This window comes from Polymorphospora rubra (assembly GCF_018324255.1).
Classification (GTDB): Bacteria; Actinomycetota; Actinomycetes; order Mycobacteriales; family Micromonosporaceae; genus Polymorphospora; species Polymorphospora rubra.
Genome location: NZ_AP023359.1, coordinates 5,516,027 through 5,532,728, shown reverse-complemented (window position 1 = coordinate 5,532,728; position 16,702 = coordinate 5,516,027). Strand labels below are relative to the sequence as shown.

Below are 16,702 nucleotides of genomic sequence, written 5' to 3'. Positions count from 1 at the left end.
GGTGTGACGTAACGCCGGTACCGAGGGGCAGTCAGTCCTCGACATCGAAGTCCGCTTCCGGCCGCAGGGCCTGAACGAAGCTCATGAAGTCCGGCGCCAGCACGGTGATCCGGTAGTCGACTTCCTGGTCGACGTGGACCACGCGCGGCTCGCCGCCGGGACCGCAGTCGCGGTAGTCGAACGCGACCATGTCATGCCCCGCAGAGGGGCAGTCAGCGAAGTACACCCCGATGGCGGGATAACCCCACTCGGCGATCCAGAAGTGGCTACCAGCGCTACCCGCCAGCGAATATCGCTTCTCCCGCCCAATTCCCATGATCCCGGATACGGCGACATGGTCCTCGGCCCAGGTGGTCCTGTTCGGCGCCGGGCAGCAGGTGTTGCGGGGCATCCCGCCGTTGTGCACCTGCATGAGGGCCACGTACAGCGCGGGCAACCGGTAACCCAGTTCCACTTCGACGGATGCGATCAATTCGTCAGATGGCGGCCTGTCGACGTAGGCACGCAGCGCGTAGTCGTTGTCGTCCCAGAACGTGTCCAAGTCAAGTTCCGGAAAGCTCCGCTGGATCGGGTCCTCCGCCATGGCCATCCCTTCTCAGCCGGCTGACGAGAAGGTACCGAGCCGGCCCACCCGCATCTGCGGGACCTCCCCCGCGTCGCCGCCGCGCCCGACGCACCGGGCACGCCCCCCTCCGCGGCACGCAGGGCAGCACCGGCACACAGCCGGTGCTGCCCTACCTCACCTCACGTGAGGGACAGCGCTGACGGCGCGGCGCCGTCTTGCCGGGTGGGGTCTTCGACGGCCGACCCGGTGTGGGCGAACCGGGCCGCGCGGCTGACTGTCGTACCCGTGTGTGAGGCTTCGGGGCATGGCGACGTTCATTCTGATCCATGGCGGCGGGGGTAGCGCCTGGGACTGGCATCTTCTGGCGCCTGAGCTGGTCAGCCGCGGCCACGACGTGGTGGTGCCGGAGCTGCCGATCGAGGACAGGTCGGCGGGGTTCGCCGAGTTCTGCGAGACGGTCGTCAACGCGATCGGCGACCGGAGCGACCTTGTGGTCGTCGGACACTCGTACGGTGCGTTCACCGCGCCGCTGATCGCCGACAAGCTGCCCGTGCGGCTGATTGTCCTGCTCACACCGATGGTCCCGGTGCCCGGTGAGAGGCCCGGGGACTGGTGGGGCAACACCGGTTTCCGCGGCGCGGAGGGGCTCAGCGAGGAGCAGCAGTTCTACAACGGTGTGCCGGCCGAGGTCGTCGCGGAGGCTGCGGCGCATGGCCGGGAGCAGGTCAGCGCGGAGTGGAACGAGCCGTGGCCGCTGGACGCCTGGCCGGATGTGCCGACGAAGGTGCTCATTGCCCGCGAGGATCGGTTCTTCCCGGCGGACTTCCAGCGCCGGGTGGCAGCCGACCGGCTCGGCGTCACCCCGGACGAGATCGACGGATGCCACGCGGTGGCACTGAGTCACCCGACGCAACTCGCCGACCGGCTGACCGCCTACCTGCCGCACTGACGGCGGCAGGAGCCCGGCCCACCGCAACCGACACCTCTGCGTCCCGGTGCCGCATTGCGGCTGGATCCGGCGCCCTTGCCAGCCATCCACCGCCGTCGTGCTACTCGTCCCGCATCCACGCCACCAACGCCGTCAACGTCGCCGGAGCACTGTTGCGGCTGCCGTTCCATTCGAATTTCAAGACCACCGACGACGCCTCGCCCAACGGCAACGACGGTTTCGTCCGGCAGGCGGTGCCCGGTCCCGGCCGGTTCGGCAACGCGATGACCTTCGACGGCGTCGAGGACCGGGTCCACATCCCGTACAGCAACGCGACGAACCTCGGATCGTCCCCGTTCACCATCAGCACGTGGTTCAAATACTCCGGCGGCACCGCCAGGCAGACCCTGCTGTGGGGCTACGGCGTCAACGAGGCAATCAGCCAGTTGTGGATCCGCGCCGACCCCGCCGACAACAGCATCACCACCTCGGCCAGAACCCCCAACGGCGTGGTCCGGATCAACACCGACAACGCGTACGCCGACAACGCCTGGCACTTCCTCGCCCTGCGCCGCACCGACAGTCAACTGATCCTGTCCATCGACGGGCAGGACGTCGGCACCGCGCCAGCTCCGACGGGATCGCTCACCGCCGGCTACCCGGACGGCGTTCGAGGCATCCACCTCGGCGAAAAGCTCGACGGCACCGACCCGCTCACCGGCACCCTCGACGAGTTGCGCATATACACACCCGGGCGCTGTCGGCCGCCGAACTCGACGCGATGCGCGTCAACAACACCACACCTACCAACGGACTGGCCCTGCACCTCCCGCTGGACGACACCAACCAGCCGACACCCTGATCCGGGGCCGTATCGCCCGCGACGGCCAGCGCGGTTCGAGTGGACGCGGTCGTCCCTCCACCGGACTTCCGGAGGTACGACCGTCGTTCACCCCGTAGGGCCCACGGGCGTGCCGTCCGGTTCGTCGATGACACACCGGAACCCCAGGTGGCCGCTGGCACTGTCCGGGGTGTTGTGGGTGCGGGCGGCCACCCGGTACCGGTTGCAGTAGGAGGCGTGGCACAGGTACGAGCCGCCCCGCATCACCCTGCTGTCACCGGTGGACGGCCCCCGGGGGTCGACCCGGGTGGCCTCCGACGGTGCCGCGTGCCAGTCGGCGCTGAACCGGTCCGCACACCACTCCCACACGTTGCCGGACATGTTGTAAAGGCCGAAGGCGTTGGGCCGATAGGCGTCCACCGGCGCCGTCCCCCGGTATCCGTCCGCGCCGGTGTCTTCGGTGGGGAACCGCCCCTGCCAGGTGTTGCACCGATGCTGCCCGCGCGGGGTGAACTCGTCGCCCCAGGGATACCGCTTGCGGTCCAGGCCACCGCGGGCCGCCTTTTCCCACTCCGCCTCCGTCGGCAGCCGCTTGCCCGCCCAGGTGGCGTACGCGGACGCGTCGGCCCACGACACGTGCACGACCGGGTGGTTGCTGCGTTCGCCCACGTGCGTGCCCGGCCCTCCGGGTGCCGCCAATCGGCGCCCCGCACCCCCAGCCACCACGGCGCGCCCGGTACCTGGGCGTCCATCACCGCATCTCGTGCCCGCTCGCCCACGAACTGGTAGAACACGAACGACCAGCCGAACCGCTCGGCCTCCGTCACATAACCCGTGGCCTTCACGAACGCGGCGAAGGCGGCGTTGGTCACCGCCTTCGGATCGATGCGGAAGGCGGACACGGACACCTCTCGCACCGGTCCTTCCCCGTCCTCGCCGAACGAGTCCCGGTCGTCGCCGCCCATCCAGAACGACCCGGCCGGTATCGCGATCATGCCCCTGGCCACCTGGGCCGGATCCCGCCGTGGGATGTCGAAGTCGACGGTGGCCAGCGTCGGCTGTCCGGGTTCTCTGGGGGGACCGCAGCACAGACTCAATGCCGCCGGCCTCCTCTCTGGTGCCGGAGTGGTCCGGGCAACGTGGTTCGGCGGACCTGCTGTCCATTGTCGGAACGTTTCCGGGACGAATCAACATGATCATCCTTACGGTCGGCAGCCGCACGGCCGATATGATCTCCACACGGTGCCGGAAGCACGAACACCGGCAACCGAGATCGCCCCAGCGAGAGGCAGGCGTCAACCGGAATGGACAGTCGCCGGCAGGACGTGGCATTCCCGGCCCACCGGACCTCGGTGTGACGGCCATCCGGTTGGACCCGGACGTCCCGGGCATCTGGCGGGGATGCCTGGCCTGGACCCCGGTGGGCGGCGCCTGGCAGCCGTGGCGGCTGCCGCCGGACCGGATACACACCGCGCACGCCCCTGACCTGGTCGCGAGGGCGCGGATGGCGGCTGGCGTCCGGGCAGCCGTCCGCACCGACGCGACCGCGCTGGAGTTGCGGGTCATCGCGCTGGACGACGAGATGGCGCCGGTGGACGTGGTCGTGGACGGAGCGCTGTGGCGACGGGAGCCACTCGCCGCGGGAACGTCGACGATCCGCGTCACCCTGCCACCCGGCACCAAGGTCGTCGAGGTCTGGTTGCCCCAGTACGGCGAGGCCCAGATCGGCCCGCTGGTCCTGCACGGGGCCGCAACCGCCGACGTCACCGGCGGCGGGGACTTCCGCTGGGTCACGTACGGAAGCTCGATCACACAGTGCCGCACGGCCTCCGGTCCGAGCGAGACCTGGCCCGCGCTGGTCGCCCGGCGCCTCGGGTGGGAGCTGACCTGCCTTGGCTTCAGTGGGGAGTGCCACCTCGATCCGGTCGCCGCCCGGGCGATCGCAGCTACCCGCGCGGACCTGATCTCGCTGTGCCTCGGCATCAACGTCTACGGTCGCGGGAGCTTCGGTCCCCGTACCCTCGCCGGCCAGGTGTCCGGATTCATCGAGACGGTCCGCGACGCCCATCCCGGCGTCCCGATCGTCGTGATCTCGCCGATCACCTCGCCGAGCCGCGAGCGGCTGCCCAACGCGGCGACCATGACCCTCGAGGACGTACGCGGCGCTGTCGGCGACGCGGTGGCCGCTCTCCGGCACGGCGGCGAGGCGCGGCTGCACCTCGTCGACGGCCCGAGCGTGCTCGGACCGAAGGACGCCCACCTGCTGCCGGATGGCCTGCACCCGAACGCGGACGGCTACCGCCTCATGGCCGAGCGGCTCGCCCCCCGCCTCGCGCACCACGGTCGCGCTACCGACGTCGGCAGCACCCAACGACTTCGCTGAGCCCCTGGTGGCCGCGGACCGTGCCGGGGCGAGACTTGCGCGGCCGTGTCGCCGTTGCGGACGGTTTCCGCGCCGCGGGTTCGACGGTGGTCGGGGGCGCCCGGCCGCCGACTCGGCACTACTTCTAGGTAACGCCTGCGTTACCTAGAAGTAGGTTGCTGACGTCATCGACCCTCGCTGGTCGATGACGTGGGATCGAGGCATGACTTCACACGCTTCTCAGCCGGCGGCGGGTGCGCTGGCGCCGGTCGTGTACGCGGTCGACCTGTGCAAGACCTTCGGCAGGCAAGGCTCGGCGGTCGCCGCGCTGGATCATGTCTCGGTGGCGTTCGCGGCAGGCCGGTTCACCTCGATCATGGGACCGTCCGGTTCGGTGTCAATGGCCATTGAGATCGCCCCGTAGGCGGCCAGTAGTTGTTCCCGCTGGCGGCCATGGTTTCTCCCCGCTGGCGGCCAGATGAGTTCCCCGCCGCGGGTGGTGCTGGGTCAGTGCAGGGCTTTGACGCCTTGCCCGGCGGTGGCTTGGTTGAAGCGGTAGCTGTCACCCTGGGTCACGACGACGTGGGCGTGGTGCAGGAGCCGGTCGACGGTGGCGGTGGCCAGGGTTTTGGGCATGATTTCGTCGAAGCCGGACGGGTGCAGGTTCGAGCTGACGGCGAGGCTGCGGCGTTCGTAGGCGGCGTCGACGAGGCGGTAGAAGCCTTCGGCGGCGTCCGGTGAGACCGGCAGCAGTCCGATGTCGTCGATGATGATCAGGTCGGTGCGGATCAGCCGGCTCATCGCCCGGGTGACCGAGTCGTCGGGGCGGTGCCGGCGGACCATGACGCCGAGGTCTTCGATGGTGAACCAGGCGACGGTCATGCCGGCCTCGACCGCGGCCTGCCCGAGGGCCTCGCAGAAGTGGCTCTTTCCGGTGCCCGACGGCCCGCAGATCGACAGGTTCTCCTTGCGCTGGACCCATTCCAGGCTGCGTAACGCGTCCTGGGTCGGCCGCGGGATCGAGGACGCCTGTTCGTCCCAGTCGCCGAAGGTTTTGCCGGACGGGAACGCGGCGCGTTTGCGGCGGGTCCGCAGGTTGGCCTGGTCACGGCCGGCGGCTTCCTCGGCGAGCAGGACCCGAACGACCTCGGCCGGGTCCCAGCGTTGCGCTTTCGCGGTCGGGACCAGGTCGGCCATGGCCCGGCGCAGGTGCGGCAGTTTCAGCCGGCGGGTCAGCTCGATCGCTTCGGTCAGGGGGTCACCGGCGGTGCCGGTGACCCGCAGCGGGGTGGTGGTCACTGTTCTCCAGTCGTCGTGCCGAACGTGGACCAGGCAGAAGTGCCTGGTTGCAGGCTGTGGGTCTCGCTTGCGCGGGTCGGGGCGGCGTCGTCGTCGCGCTGGTGGGCGAGCAGACGCAGCAGGTCGTTGTCGGCGAACCGGCCGGCCAGGGCGGCGGTGCCCAGGGCTCGGTCGACGTCGGCCGGGCCGTGCAGTTTGGCGAGGGCGACGGCTTCGGTCATCTTGCGACGGACCCCACGAACCCCTGCCGCGGCGGCTTCGACCAGCCAGGCCGCAGCGCCAGGGCCGAGGGCCAGGAACGCGGCCTCCTCAGCGGTGCGGGCCCGCGGCACCCGCTCGTCGGTGTCGGCCTGGCGGGACCTCGGCGGATAGTGTTCGTCGACGATCGACGGACGCCCGGGCTGGGCCCGCTCATGGCGGGCGACCTCGGTCGGGCCGGTGTCGGTGACGGCGGTGACGATGAGCTCGTCGCCGTGGAAGCGGGCCCAGACCCGGGTGTCGACCAGATGGTGCGGGACCGAGTAGCGCACGCCCTCGACGGAGATGGTGCAGTCCCAGTTCACCCGGCGGGTGGTGCCGAACGCGACCGTGAACGGCGCAGCGGGCAGCGGGTGCAGACGCTGTTGCTCTTCGAGGAGGGCTTCGGCCGGGCGGCGGCGGGTGTCGCGGTGGATCCGGGTGTTGACCTGGTCGGTGAAATCGCGGCAGGCCGCCTCGAGGTCGGCGAACTTTCGGTACTGCTCAAGCAGGTTCGTGCTGGTCGGAACCAGGTCGGCCTTGGCGATCTTCACGGTGTTCTCGGCGCCGCCCTTGGACTGCGGGTCCGCCGGCACGCAGGTGCGGATCGTCGTCCCGTAATGCCGGGCGACCTGCACGATCTCCGGGTTGCGGACCGCGATGTCCGCGATGTGCTCGACCGTGATCGTCTTCTCGTTGTCGGTCAGCACGTAGGCCGGGACCCCGCCGAGCCGGCGCAGGGTCGCGTCCAGACAGGCCACGATCGTCGGCAGCGTCTTGTCCAGCACCGGGATCACGACCCTGAACCGTGACCAGGGCAGCCACGCGCACCACAACGTGGTCCGCCGCCCGCCGATGCGCGGTCCCTCGCCCCAGTCGAACTGCATCCAAAGTCCCGGCTCGGGAATCCAAGGCCGGAACACCCGCCGCTGGCCGGCCTGCCAGGACTTCTTCACCGCGGCGACCGCCCGGCGGGTGGTGCGTTCCCCGCCGGCGAAGCCCATCGCGGTGATCCGCCGGTGCACCACGTCGGCGCGGATCCGGCCACCGGAGCGGGCCACCAGTTCCTCGATCTTGTCCATGAAGTCGTCGATCGGCCGGGACCGCTGCGCACGCTCTTCGGGGCTGCGGCCCTCCGCCCGCAGCTTCACATACCGGGCCACGGTGTGGTGGTCGCACCCGGCCAGCTCGGCCGCCGCACGGTAACTACCCGTGAGGTCGTAGGCCTCCAAGATTTCCACGATCTCCCTGCCGCTCTTCACGCCGCCGACCCTCGCCGACCGGCATCCGATGGTGATCAGCGGGGAGATATCTGGCCGTCCACGGGGAGAACCCTGGCCATCAGCGGGGCGGTAAATGGCCGCCTATGGGGATCATTCACTGGCCGCGGACAGTTCGGGCAAGTCGACGCTGCTGCACTGTCTTGCGGGTCTCGAACGGCCCACCTCCGGATCGGTCGTCGTCGCGGGCACCGATCTGGCACGGATGTCGGATGGACAGCTGACGACGTTACGGCGGGACCGGGTCGGGTTCGTATTCCAGTCGTTCAATCTGATTCCGACCCTGACGGCAGAGGAGAACATCACGCTGAGCGAACGCATCGGTGGGCCTCGGATCGATCGGCAGTGGATGACACATCTGGTGCAGGTACTCGGTATGGGCGACCGTCTCCGGCACCGGCCGAGCGAGCTGTCGGGCGGGCAGCAGCAGCGGGTGGCGATCGCCCGGGCGCTGGCGCATCGTCCTGCGGTCGTGTTCGCTGACGAGCCGACCGGCAACCTGGACTCGCACACCGGTGGCGAGGTGCTGCGTTTCCTGCGACTGGCCGTCGAGCAGTTCGGTCAGACGATTGTGATGGTGACGCATGATCCCGCCGCCGCGGCGTGCTCGCACCGAGTCGTGTTCCTGAGAGACGGCCAGGTGGAGGGCGAGCTGCCTGACCCGTCGACCGAGGATATTCTGGCTCGCCTCGCGCCGAGGGGGTCGGCGGCATGATCGCCTTGGCCTGGCGTAGCTTGGCGGGACGGAAGCTCGCCATCCTCGCGGCACTGCTCGCGGTCGTCGTGGGCTCCTCCCTGGTGACGGCGACCCTGCTCATCGCGGGCTCACAGGAGCAGCAGGGTGCCGCCAGCGTGACCAGCTGGCGGTTCGATGGCGTCGATGCGGTGGTCAAGCCGCCGGCGAGCATCACCCTGGACAGCGGGCTCGCGCTCGATCTGCCGTCCATGCCGCGGCTGACCGGCGAGCAGATCGACGCCATCCGCCATGCGCCCGGCGTGTCATCGGTCGCGCTGGAGTCGCCGTTCCCCGCCTACGTGGTCGCTTCGGACGGCACGGTGACCGGCGACGCCGTCACACGTTCCTGGGGGCATCCGTGGTCAACGGCGCTCGCCGACACCGCGTCGCTCGTCGCCGGCGGAGAGCCGGGCCGGCCGGGCGACGTGGCGGTCGATGAGTCCGTCGCGGCCGTCGCCGGCATCAGCGTGGGCGACACCGTCCGGGTCGCACTCGCTTCCGGCATCGAGGACTTCACGGTGACCGGCGTCGTACGACGGCCCGGGGAACAGTTCGAGCACGCCTTGTTCTTCACCACGGAGACGGCCGCGCAGTTCGGTGGCGCCCCGGTCGCCGCGCTGGTCTCCACCACGGACTCCGGGGCGTTGCAGAACGCCGTCCCCGGCTTCCAGGTGCTCACCGGCGAGGCACGGGCGGGAAGCCTTCAACTCGATCTGCGCCAGGCCGAGCTCGCAGGCGGGTCCAGCCAGTTCCTGATGGTGATCGCGTTCCTGGCGATGACCATCGCCGTGTTCGTCATCTCCAGCACGCTCACCGTCTCGATCGGGCAGCGACGACGCGAGCTGGCGATGCTGTGCATCGTCGGCACCAAGCCACGGTTGATCCGCCGAATGGTCACCTGGGAGGCCGCCGTCATCGGCGGGTTCGGCGGCCTCGTCGGCGCGGGTGTCGGCGTCGCGCTTGCCGAGTTGGCCCGCCGGTTCTTCGTCGCACAGGGGCTGATGGCGCGCGGGGCCGTGGTGTCTGCGGAGCCGCTCGCGGTGCTGGGTGGGGTCGGCGCCGCGGTCCTGGCGGCGCTCGTGGCGGCGTGGCTTCCCGCACGACGCGCTACGCGCATCGCGCCGCTGGAGGCGCTGCGTGAATCCGATGTGCCCGCGAGCGCACCAGGGCGCGGCAGGGTGATCTTCGGGTGGATGCTGTTGGCGACGGCCGCGGTCTGCCTCGCGGTAGCCCTTGCCCTCGGCGGCCCGGTGACGACCTTGGGCGGCGGGGTCGCGCTCATGCTCATCGTGACGGCATTCCCTCTGTTCATCGGCGCTGCGGTCCTCCTGGGACCGATCCTGCTGCGAGGTGTGCTGGCACCACTCGGCGCGCCGTTGCGCCGGTGGTTCGGTGGCTTCATCGCAGAAAGGTCGATCCGCTCCGACCTGCGCCGCGCGGCCGGGGTCTGCGTGCCACTGACTCTGCTGGTCGCCGTCAGCGCGGTGCTGCTGTTCCAGGACAGCGCCAACTACCAGGCGCGGTCCCAGGTCTACGCCGAGCAGGTGACCGCCGAAGTCGTGGTGACCGGCGGAGTTCAGCTCGGTGTACCGTTCAGCGCCGTCGAGGCGCTCGAAGACGTGCCGGGCATCGCGGCGGCATCCGGCAGCATCTCCTCGCATCTGGTGATCGCCGATCCGCCGACGATGCGCTCCAACGGGACCGTGACCGGCGTGGACCCCGCCGGATTCGATCAGGTGCTCGACTACGAGGTCACGGCCGGCAACTGGGCGGACTTCACCGCGCGCAGCATCGCCGTGTCACAGATCGTCGCCGACGACAAGGGCTGGCAGATCGGCGACCCGGTGAGCTTCCGCTACCCGGACGGGACCCCCGGCAGCGCGGTCCTGAGCACGACCTACCACGACCCGATGGGCATCAGCGACATGATCCTGCCCTTGGACACGCTCACCCCGCACGTCCTGGAGCCCTTCGCCTCCGCCGTGTACGTCGCCCTCGAACCGGGCACCGACCAGCGCGCTGCGGTGACCGCCATCAACGATGCGCTGACGGTGGTCGCCCCGGGTGCACGAGCCACCGACCGTGACGAGCATCTGGCTCAGGTGGCGGCGCAAGCCAGCGGCGACAACTGGATCATCCTCATGGTGGTCGTCATACTCGGCGGCTACGCGGGCGTATCCGCGATCAATGTGCTGATCGCGTCCACGATGTCGCGCAGGCGGGAATTCGCCCTGCTCCGACTCGCCGGGGCACGCCGCCCTCAGATCGCCGGAGCGCTCCTGGTCGAATGCCTCCTGGTCGGCACCACCGCGGCCACCGCCGGCACCGCCATCGCGGCGGTCACGATGGTCGGCTACGGATACCTGCTCACCGACACGATCTGGCTGCCGTTCATCGGCTCGGCCTTCCTCGTGATCGTCGCGTGCGCCTACCTGGCCGCCCTCATCGGGACCCTCGCACCGGCCCGCACCGCCATGACGGCGGACCCGCTGGAAGGAGTGCGCGCATGGTGACGCCGAACGTTCCAGCTGAGCACGCGAAGATGGAGGGTATGGGAAAGGCCGCGCGCAGAACCGGGTCACCGACGCGACCAACGGTCGGCACCCCGGGCACGGCCCTGCGTCATCACCCGATACGTCTCCTGGCGACCTCCTGGCCGTGGCGATCGCTCGGTTACCTCGCGGTCACTCCAGTCGTCGCAGCGGTATGGGCGCTCACCAGTTGGCCGCTGCTGGCGCTCGCAGGGGTACCTCTCGGTCATGTGGAACGATGGCGTTTGCACTGGGTCGACCACAGCCCTGCCCCGAATCCGCACGCCCGGGACACTTCGTCGGGACTCGCCGACTGGGTACGACTGCGGGTCCGCGAGCGAGCCACCTGGACCGAGCTGCTGCACGGGATCGTCCTCGTCCCGCTGTCCCTGCTGAACTTCGCCCTGTTCTCGGTCGTACTGCTCGTCCCTGCCACGATCCTCGCGAGCAGCGTCGCACTGTTCGTGATCCTCGTCCTCGGCATCGACCCCACCGCCGTAACGACCGTGCCAGACCTTGCTACCTCGCCTGTCAACGAGAACCCGCTGGCGCAGCTCGGGCTCGCCGTGCTCGGAGTGATCATGCTCGGCCTCGGGCTCTATCCCGTGACCCTCGCCGCCGAAGGCCAGCGATACCTGACCCGCCTACTCGTCAGCGAGCCGAACACCGAGCTCGCCAGGCAACTGGACGACATGACCCGATCCCGTGCACGCATCACCACGGCGTTCGATGACGAGCGGCGGCGCATCGAACGCGACCTGCACGACGGGGCCCAACAACGCCTCACCTCGCTCGTGATGACGCTCGGCGCGTTGAAATACCGACACCACCGCGGGGACGACATCACACCGCTCATCGACCAGGCCCGCACCGACGCACAGCACGCTGTCGACGAACTCCGCGACATCGTGCACGGCATCTACCCCTCGGCGCTGAACGAACACGACCTCGCGGACGCCCTCGACGAACTCGCCGCACGCGCGGAAACCGCCGGCCTCACCACCTCCGTGAACATCGAGCTGCCGGCCAGCCTGCCCACCGAGGTCGAGGTCGGCCTCTACTTCGCCGCCAGCGAACTGTTCACCAACGTCACCAAACACGCCCGCGCCACCGAGGTCCTGCTGCTCGCGCACCACACACCGCAAGGCGGCGTGTACGTCACCGTCCAGGACAACGGACAGGGTGGCGCGAGCCCCGACGGCAGTGGACTCCTCGGAGTCATCGACCGCATCGAAACCCTCGGTGGCCACGTCAAGATCGACAGCCCCACCGGGGGCCCCACCCGCATCACCCTGGAGGTCCCATGCGCATCGTCATAGCCGAGGATGCCGCACTCCTGCGGGAAGGACTCACCCGCCTGCTCACCACGGCCGGTCACGAGGTCGTCGCCGCCGTCTCCGATGGCGACACCCTCCTGGACGCGGTTCGCACCCATCGCCCCGACCTCACAGTCATCGACGTCCGGATGCCGCCGACCCACACCGACGAAGGTATAAGAGCCGCACACGCACTCCGACTGCTCAACCCGGCCGAACCCATCCTTGTGCTCTCACAGATCGTCTCCGGCCGCGCCGCCGCCGACCTGCTCACCACCGGCGACGGCGGGATCGGATACCTGCTCAAAGATCGCGTCGGCGACATAGCCGAGTTCCTACGTGCACTCGAGACCGTCGCCTCCGGCGGTGAGATCATCGACCCCGAGGTCGTCCGCAAGCTCCTCCGCCGCCGATCGAGCCTGGACGAGCTCACGCCACGCGAATCAGAAGTGCTCGCACTCATGGCCGAAGGCAGGACCAACACCGCCATCGCCAAGGAACTGGTCATCACCGACGCCGCCGTGGCCAAGCACATCAACCGGATCTTCGCCAAGCTCAACCTCGGCACAGACGACACGGCGCACAAGCGGGTCCACGCCGTCCTCACCTACCTCCGGCAGTAACTGGAGGCCCCCCACTTTGCGAGACACGGCACGCCGGCCGCGTCGAGCACCCTTTGCGGGCATCGACTCGCTCGGGCGGTTCTAGACGGCTACGGATGGGAACTGCTGCAGTCCCTTGTGCTTGTTCAGGGCGGTGACGCGGGTTGGCCTGACTTGCGCCGCCATTCCGGCCACACATATGCCCCGATGGTCATCCGACCCTCGCCGGAACCATGATTCGCCTTGGAGGTGGCTTCGCCATGCGCCGGGCAGAGGCCGGCCCAGGGCCGCTTCCGCCTCGGTATCGCACCAACCGGGTCGACCTGCGGCTCCCACCGATCCCGCGCCTCGTGGTAGGCGACCGGCGGGAGCCGCGAATGTTGCGGGCGGCGGGAGCGGTCCCGCCTTTCTGGGGCGCCCGCCTCGGTCCGCTGTCGGCTCAGAGTTGTGATCCGCCGGTGGCGTCGATGTTTTGGCCGCTGATCCAGCGCGCGTCGGCTGAGGCGATGAAGGCGACGATGTCGGCGATGTCGTCGGGCTGGCCGACCCGGTTGAAGGTTGAGTACGCGGCGACGTGTGCCCAGACGTCCGGGTTGTCGCGTAGCCAGTCGGCGTTGACGTCGGTGTCGACGATGCCCGGTGAGACGGAGTTGACGGTGATGTTCCGCGCGCCGAGCGCCTTGGCGAGAGTGAGGCTGAAGGCGTTGAGCGCACCCTTGGTCATTGAGTAGGCGATGGTCTCGGGGTAGGCGATGCGGGTTACCCCGGAGGAGATGTTGATGATCCGGCCGCCATCGCGGATGCGGCCCAGACCCTGCTGGACGATGAAGAACGGCGCCTTGACGTTGACGGCGAAGAGCGCGTCGAACTCTTCCGTCGTGACGCCGTCGATGTCCTTCGAACGGGCGATGGCCGCGTTGTTGACGAGGATGTCGAGGCCGGCCTCGGCGCCAATGTCGCGCAGCCCGGCGTCGAAGCGGGTCCAAAGAGTGGCCCCGTCCCCGGGTACGCCGAGTTCGGCGCGGATGGCGAACGCGCGACCGCCAGCCTCCTCGATCAGTTCGATCGTCTCCTTGGCCGCTGCCTCGTTGCTGCCATAGTGCACGGCCAAGAGCGCTCCCTCGGCCGCGAGGCGGAGGGCGATCGCGCGCCCGATGCCGCGGCTGGCGCCGGTGACGAGCGCGGTTCTGCCGTTGAGCTGACCCATCACAACCATGCCTTTCTGTAGTGTTCGCTAGAGAAAAGCTAACTACATTCTCTAGCGAGCGCTATAGAATGGTGGTGTGACCACGACAACACCACGACGCGGACGCCCCCGGGCCTTCGATCGCGACCGGGCGCTCGCCGTAGCTATGCGGGCGTTCTGGGAGCACGGCTTCGAGGCGACCTCGATCGCCGAGCTGACCGGCGCCATGGGGATCGGCGCGCCCAGCCTCTACGCGGCCTTTGGTGACAAGAAGGCACTGTTCCGCGAGGTCGTCGAGGCTTACGGGCGCACCCACGGCGCGTTCGCCATGCGGGCGCTCGCCGAGGAGCTCACCGTGCGCCAGGGAGTGGCGCGCATGCTCCAGGAGGCTGCCGCCGAATACACCGATCCCCAACACCCTCGCGGCTGCCTGGTCATCAGCGCCGCGACCAACTGCAGCCCGGACTCCGCCGACATCGAGGAACTTCTACGGCGGCAGCGCAACGCCAACGTCCGCGAAATCGAACACCGGATCCGCGCCGACACCGAAGCCGGGGCGCTACCCCCCGAGACAGACGCGCGCGCGCTGGCAACCTTCACCGCAGTGACCTTGCAGGGCATGTCCCAACAGGCTCGGGACGGCGCGACCCGGGCGCAGCTCGAGGCCGTCGCACAGGCCGCCATGCGCGCGTGGCCATAGCCACCCCGGACGCACCCACTGGATCCAACTCGACGAAGGCGACATCCCAGAAGTGGCCAACTAGATCCGGACCAGAAGTCGTCTGGCGCCCAGGTCAGTACCATGTCGTCCACATTGACCATCGGGAAAAGAGGATGGCAAGCCAGGCCGGCACATCACCATCTGGGATGGCCCCCAAGAGACGCCAGCGCAGACCCCACCATCTCCGGGGGCGCCCGCCCCACCCCCACGATCTCATGGTAACCGTTTTAGCCGCTTAATGGGGTTACAATTGAGATCACGCGTCAGCAAGTCGAGAGGAGTCCGCCGTGCGGCACGTAGCCAAGACAAGGCATCGCTATCGGGATGCGGAGGGCTTGCGGGTGCGCTACCGCGAAGCGGGGGCACCTTCATCGACCGCTGTCGTCCTGCTGCATGGAGCCCCGAGCTCGTCCTACTCCTTCCGCGAGGTGCTCCCGACCTTGGGTGAACATGCCTATGTGGTCGCGCCTGACATCCCAGGCTTCGGATTCTCCGACGCCCCGCCGGCCGAAGAGTACGAATACACCTACGAGGGCCTGTCCCACGTGATAGAGGCGCTGCTCGACGACCTTGGTGTGGAGCGGTACGTCGTGTTCGTGACGGACTACAGCACACCGGTGGGCTACTTCCTGGCCACCCGGCACCCGGACCGGGTGCTGGGCCTGGTCGTGCAGAACGGCAACGCGCACGAAGCCGGCTTGGGTGAGGCATGGGACTCGGGCCGCCGGTACTGGGCTGAGCCGACCGAGGAGAACAAGGCCGCCCTGCCGGACTGGTTGACCTTCGAGGGCACGAGGGACACCTACTTGGGCGGCCTGCGCGCGGAGGTCGCAGAGTTGCATCCGCCGGAGTCGTGGCATCTGGACTGGGAGCGCTTGTCGCGGCCTGGCAACACCGACGTGTACTTCCAGTTCTTCTACGACTACCGCAAGCACGTGGCACGCTTCGGTGAGATCGCCGAGTACCACGCCACCCACCAGCCGCCCTGCCTGATGCTGTGGGGCCGGCACGATCCGACCTTCGACATCGCCGAGGTGGTCGCCTACCACCAGGCGTTGACCACGTTCGAGGCGCACATCTTCGACGCCGGACACTTCCTGTTGGAGACCCACGCCGCCGAGGTCGCCGACCTGCTCGTCACCTTCACCCGCGACGTCCTCGACCGTGCAGGGGCGGCCACATGAACGCGCCGGCTCTGACAGTCAAGCCGCTCAGACCGGCAACGTGGGGCGACTTCGAGACGGCCATGCGTGCGGCGATGACCGGCATCGCCAGCGCGTTCACCGCCGCCAGGTTCACCGCGGTCGCCCGGCCCGGGCGCGACCGACCCGTCATGGCGTACCAGTTGCCATGACCGCCACCACCGAATGGGTCGAGGACCACTTCATCGCCGGCAATCTCGCACTCGACTTCGCCAACACCGTCTACCGCCGCTGGCCCGACCCAGGCCCAGACCTGTTCACCGACACCGACGCACTGGCCAACTGGCTCACCCGGACACGGCTGCTCGCAGACGGCGAATCCGGCGTGACCGAGGCGGCTCTGGAGGATGCTCGCGCGCTACGAGCGCTACTGTGGACGGCCTTCGATGCGCACAAGGACGGTCACACCATCCCCGCAGGCGCCCTTGCAGGCCTGCTGGACACGGCCCGCCGCTCCGTCGCAGATCTGGCCGTTCACCCTGACGGGTCAACTCCTTCGCGCGACGCACACGGTGCGCTCGCGGTTGTGGCACTGAGGGCTATCACGCTCGCGCTCGACCCACCACCGCAGGGCGTGCGCGCCTGCGACCGGTGCGGCTGGTTCTTCATCGACTCATCCCGCGGCCGCAGGCGCCGCTGGTGCAGCATGAAGACCTGCGGCAACCAGGCCAAAGCCGCCCGCTACCGCTCCACCCATCCGTGATGAGCACGCCCCCAATCCGTCACTCACACGGTGTCGAGTTCCTCGACGGCGGCGACCGGGACTGCGGTGTTGGGGCGCCACAGTACGGCGAACGTCACGGCGGGATCCCTTGCCCGTGTCCCTCGTGCTCGTCGTAGTGCCGTACGCCTTCGGGTGTCTCCGGCGCCTTCACCCACGGTGTCCACTCCCCCGC

At 69.1% G+C, this 16,702-nt stretch carries 16 protein-coding genes and 1 pseudogene; 12 read left to right on the top strand and 5 right to left on the bottom strand.

Annotation, left to right across the window (positions count from 1 at the left end; genetic code table 11):
• Positions 1-31 precede the first annotated feature (31 nt).
• Entirely contained in the window at positions 32-583 is a 552-nt protein-coding gene (locus Prubr_RS25105; RefSeq protein ID WP_212817394.1) for an SMI1/KNR4 family protein, read from the bottom strand.
• A 286-nt stretch (positions 584-869) separates the two neighbouring features.
• Between Prubr_RS25105 and Prubr_RS25100 the strand changes: the two genes are divergently transcribed.
• A complete protein-coding gene (locus Prubr_RS25100; RefSeq protein ID WP_212817393.1) occupies positions 870-1,514 on the top strand; it encodes an alpha/beta fold hydrolase in 645 nt (214 codons plus the stop codon).
• A complete protein-coding gene (locus tag Prubr_RS37105; RefSeq protein ID WP_343221499.1) occupies positions 1,445-2,566 on the top strand; it encodes a LamG domain-containing protein in 1,122 nt (373 codons plus the stop codon). The genes Prubr_RS25100 and Prubr_RS37105 overlap by 70 nt, the downstream gene beginning before the upstream one ends.
• On the opposite strand, the pseudogene Prubr_RS25095 reads toward Prubr_RS37105, so the two are convergent.
• Positions 2,545-3,299: pseudogene (locus Prubr_RS25095) on the bottom strand (formylglycine-generating enzyme family protein); the annotation flags it as partial. The gene Prubr_RS37105 and the pseudogene Prubr_RS25095 sit on opposite strands and share 22 nt — an antisense overlap.
• A 389-nt stretch (positions 3,300-3,688) precedes the next feature.
• Between Prubr_RS25095 and Prubr_RS25090 the strand changes: the two are divergent.
• Together Prubr_RS25090 and Prubr_RS37100 are read left to right on the top strand one after the other, a co-directional pair.
• Entirely contained in the window at positions 3,689-4,717 is a 1,029-nt protein-coding gene (locus Prubr_RS25090) for a GDSL-type esterase/lipase family protein (protein ID WP_212817392.1), read from the top strand.
• A gap of 250 nt (positions 4,718-4,967) precedes the next feature.
• Positions 4,968-5,120: a hypothetical protein gene (locus Prubr_RS37100; protein WP_246567611.1), complete on the top strand. Its 153-nt coding sequence runs from the start codon at positions 4,968-4,970 to the stop codon at positions 5,118-5,120.
• A gap of 83 nt (positions 5,121-5,203) precedes the next feature.
• Here the strand turns inward: Prubr_RS37100 and istB are convergent, their stop codons facing one another.
• Positions 5,204-5,995: an IS21-like element helper ATPase IstB gene (gene istB, locus Prubr_RS25080; RefSeq protein WP_212817391.1), complete on the bottom strand. Its 792-nt coding sequence runs from the start codon at positions 5,993-5,995 to the stop codon at positions 5,204-5,206.
• Positions 5,992-7,494, bottom strand: a complete 1,503-nt coding sequence (istA, locus tag Prubr_RS25075) for an IS21 family transposase (RefSeq protein ID WP_212817390.1) — start codon at positions 7,492-7,494, stop codon at positions 5,992-5,994. Before istA ends, istB begins: the two co-directional genes overlap by 4 nt.
• A 94-nt stretch (positions 7,495-7,588) precedes the next feature.
• Here istA and Prubr_RS25070 point away from each other — a divergent pair, with 94 nt between their 5' ends.
• Genes Prubr_RS25070 through Prubr_RS25055 form a run of 4 tightly spaced genes read left to right on the top strand, consistent with a single transcriptional unit; the run spans position 7,589 to position 12,718 of the window.
• A complete protein-coding gene (locus Prubr_RS25070) occupies positions 7,589-8,227 on the top strand; it encodes an ABC transporter ATP-binding protein (RefSeq protein ID WP_212817389.1) in 639 nt (212 codons plus the stop codon).
• 20 nt (positions 8,228-8,247) lie between these two features.
• Positions 8,248-10,761: an FtsX-like permease family protein gene (locus Prubr_RS25065; protein ID WP_212817388.1), complete on the top strand. Its 2,514-nt coding sequence runs from the start codon at positions 8,248-8,250 to the stop codon at positions 10,759-10,761.
• Positions 10,755-12,098: a sensor histidine kinase gene (locus Prubr_RS25060; protein WP_343221498.1), complete on the top strand. Its 1,344-nt coding sequence runs from the start codon at positions 10,755-10,757 to the stop codon at positions 12,096-12,098. Before Prubr_RS25065 ends, Prubr_RS25060 begins: the two co-directional genes overlap by 7 nt.
• Complete coding sequence (locus tag Prubr_RS25055) at positions 12,083-12,718, top strand: response regulator transcription factor (protein ID WP_212817386.1); 636 nt, start codon at positions 12,083-12,085, stop codon at positions 12,716-12,718. Before Prubr_RS25060 ends, Prubr_RS25055 begins: the two co-directional genes overlap by 16 nt.
• 418 nt (positions 12,719-13,136) lie before the next feature.
• Here the strand turns inward: Prubr_RS25055 and Prubr_RS25050 are convergent, their stop codons facing one another.
• Positions 13,137-13,904 (bottom strand): SDR family oxidoreductase, encoded by a 768-nt coding sequence (locus tag Prubr_RS25050; protein ID WP_212817385.1) that lies wholly within the window; start codon positions 13,902-13,904, stop codon positions 13,137-13,139.
• A gap of 76 nt (positions 13,905-13,980) precedes the next feature.
• Here Prubr_RS25050 and Prubr_RS25045 point away from each other — a divergent pair, with 76 nt between their 5' ends.
• From Prubr_RS25045 to Prubr_RS25030, 4 genes are all read left to right on the top strand, one after another.
• Positions 13,981-14,583, top strand: a complete 603-nt coding sequence (locus Prubr_RS25045; protein WP_212817384.1) for a TetR/AcrR family transcriptional regulator — start codon at positions 13,981-13,983, stop codon at positions 14,581-14,583.
• 308 nt (positions 14,584-14,891) lie between these two features.
• Positions 14,892-15,788: an alpha/beta fold hydrolase gene (locus Prubr_RS25040; RefSeq protein WP_212817383.1), complete on the top strand. Its 897-nt coding sequence runs from the start codon at positions 14,892-14,894 to the stop codon at positions 15,786-15,788.
• Positions 15,785-15,958 carry a hypothetical protein gene (locus Prubr_RS25035; protein ID WP_212817382.1) on the top strand — a complete coding sequence of 58 codons (174 nt, stop codon included), beginning with the start codon at positions 15,785-15,787 and terminating at the stop codon, positions 15,956-15,958. Before Prubr_RS25040 ends, Prubr_RS25035 begins: the two co-directional genes overlap by 4 nt.
• Complete coding sequence (locus Prubr_RS25030) at positions 15,955-16,509, top strand: CGNR zinc finger domain-containing protein (RefSeq protein ID WP_212817381.1); 555 nt, start codon at positions 15,955-15,957, stop codon at positions 16,507-16,509. The genes Prubr_RS25035 and Prubr_RS25030 overlap by 4 nt, the downstream gene beginning before the upstream one ends.
• Positions 16,510-16,702 lie beyond the last annotated feature (193 nt).

Bases quoted from the DNA above. Each gene is read 5' to 3' on its own strand.
- Prubr_RS25070 (WP_212817389.1), top strand. From the start codon at position 7,589: ATGGCCGCCTATGGGGATCATTCACTGGCCGCGGACAGTTCGGGCAAG.
- Prubr_RS25060 (WP_343221498.1), top strand. From the start codon at position 10,755: ATGGTGACGCCGAACGTTCCAGCTGAGCACGCGAAGATGGAGGGTATG.
- Prubr_RS25105 (WP_212817394.1), bottom strand. From the start codon at position 583: ATGGCGGAGGACCCGATCCAGCGGAGCTTTCCGGAACTTGACTTGGAC.
- Prubr_RS25030 (WP_212817381.1), top strand. From the start codon at position 15,955: ATGACCGCCACCACCGAATGGGTCGAGGACCACTTCATCGCCGGCAAT.
- Prubr_RS25100 (WP_212817393.1), top strand. From the start codon at position 870: ATGGCGACGTTCATTCTGATCCATGGCGGCGGGGGTAGCGCCTGGGAC.
- Prubr_RS25055 (WP_212817386.1), top strand. From the start codon at position 12,083: ATGCGCATCGTCATAGCCGAGGATGCCGCACTCCTGCGGGAAGGACTC.
- Prubr_RS25050 (WP_212817385.1), bottom strand. From the start codon at position 13,904: ATGGGTCAGCTCAACGGCAGAACCGCGCTCGTCACCGGCGCCAGCCGC.
- Prubr_RS37105 (WP_343221499.1), top strand. From the start codon at position 1,445: ATGCCACGCGGTGGCACTGAGTCACCCGACGCAACTCGCCGACCGGCT.
- Prubr_RS25035 (WP_212817382.1), top strand. From the start codon at position 15,785: ATGAACGCGCCGGCTCTGACAGTCAAGCCGCTCAGACCGGCAACGTGG.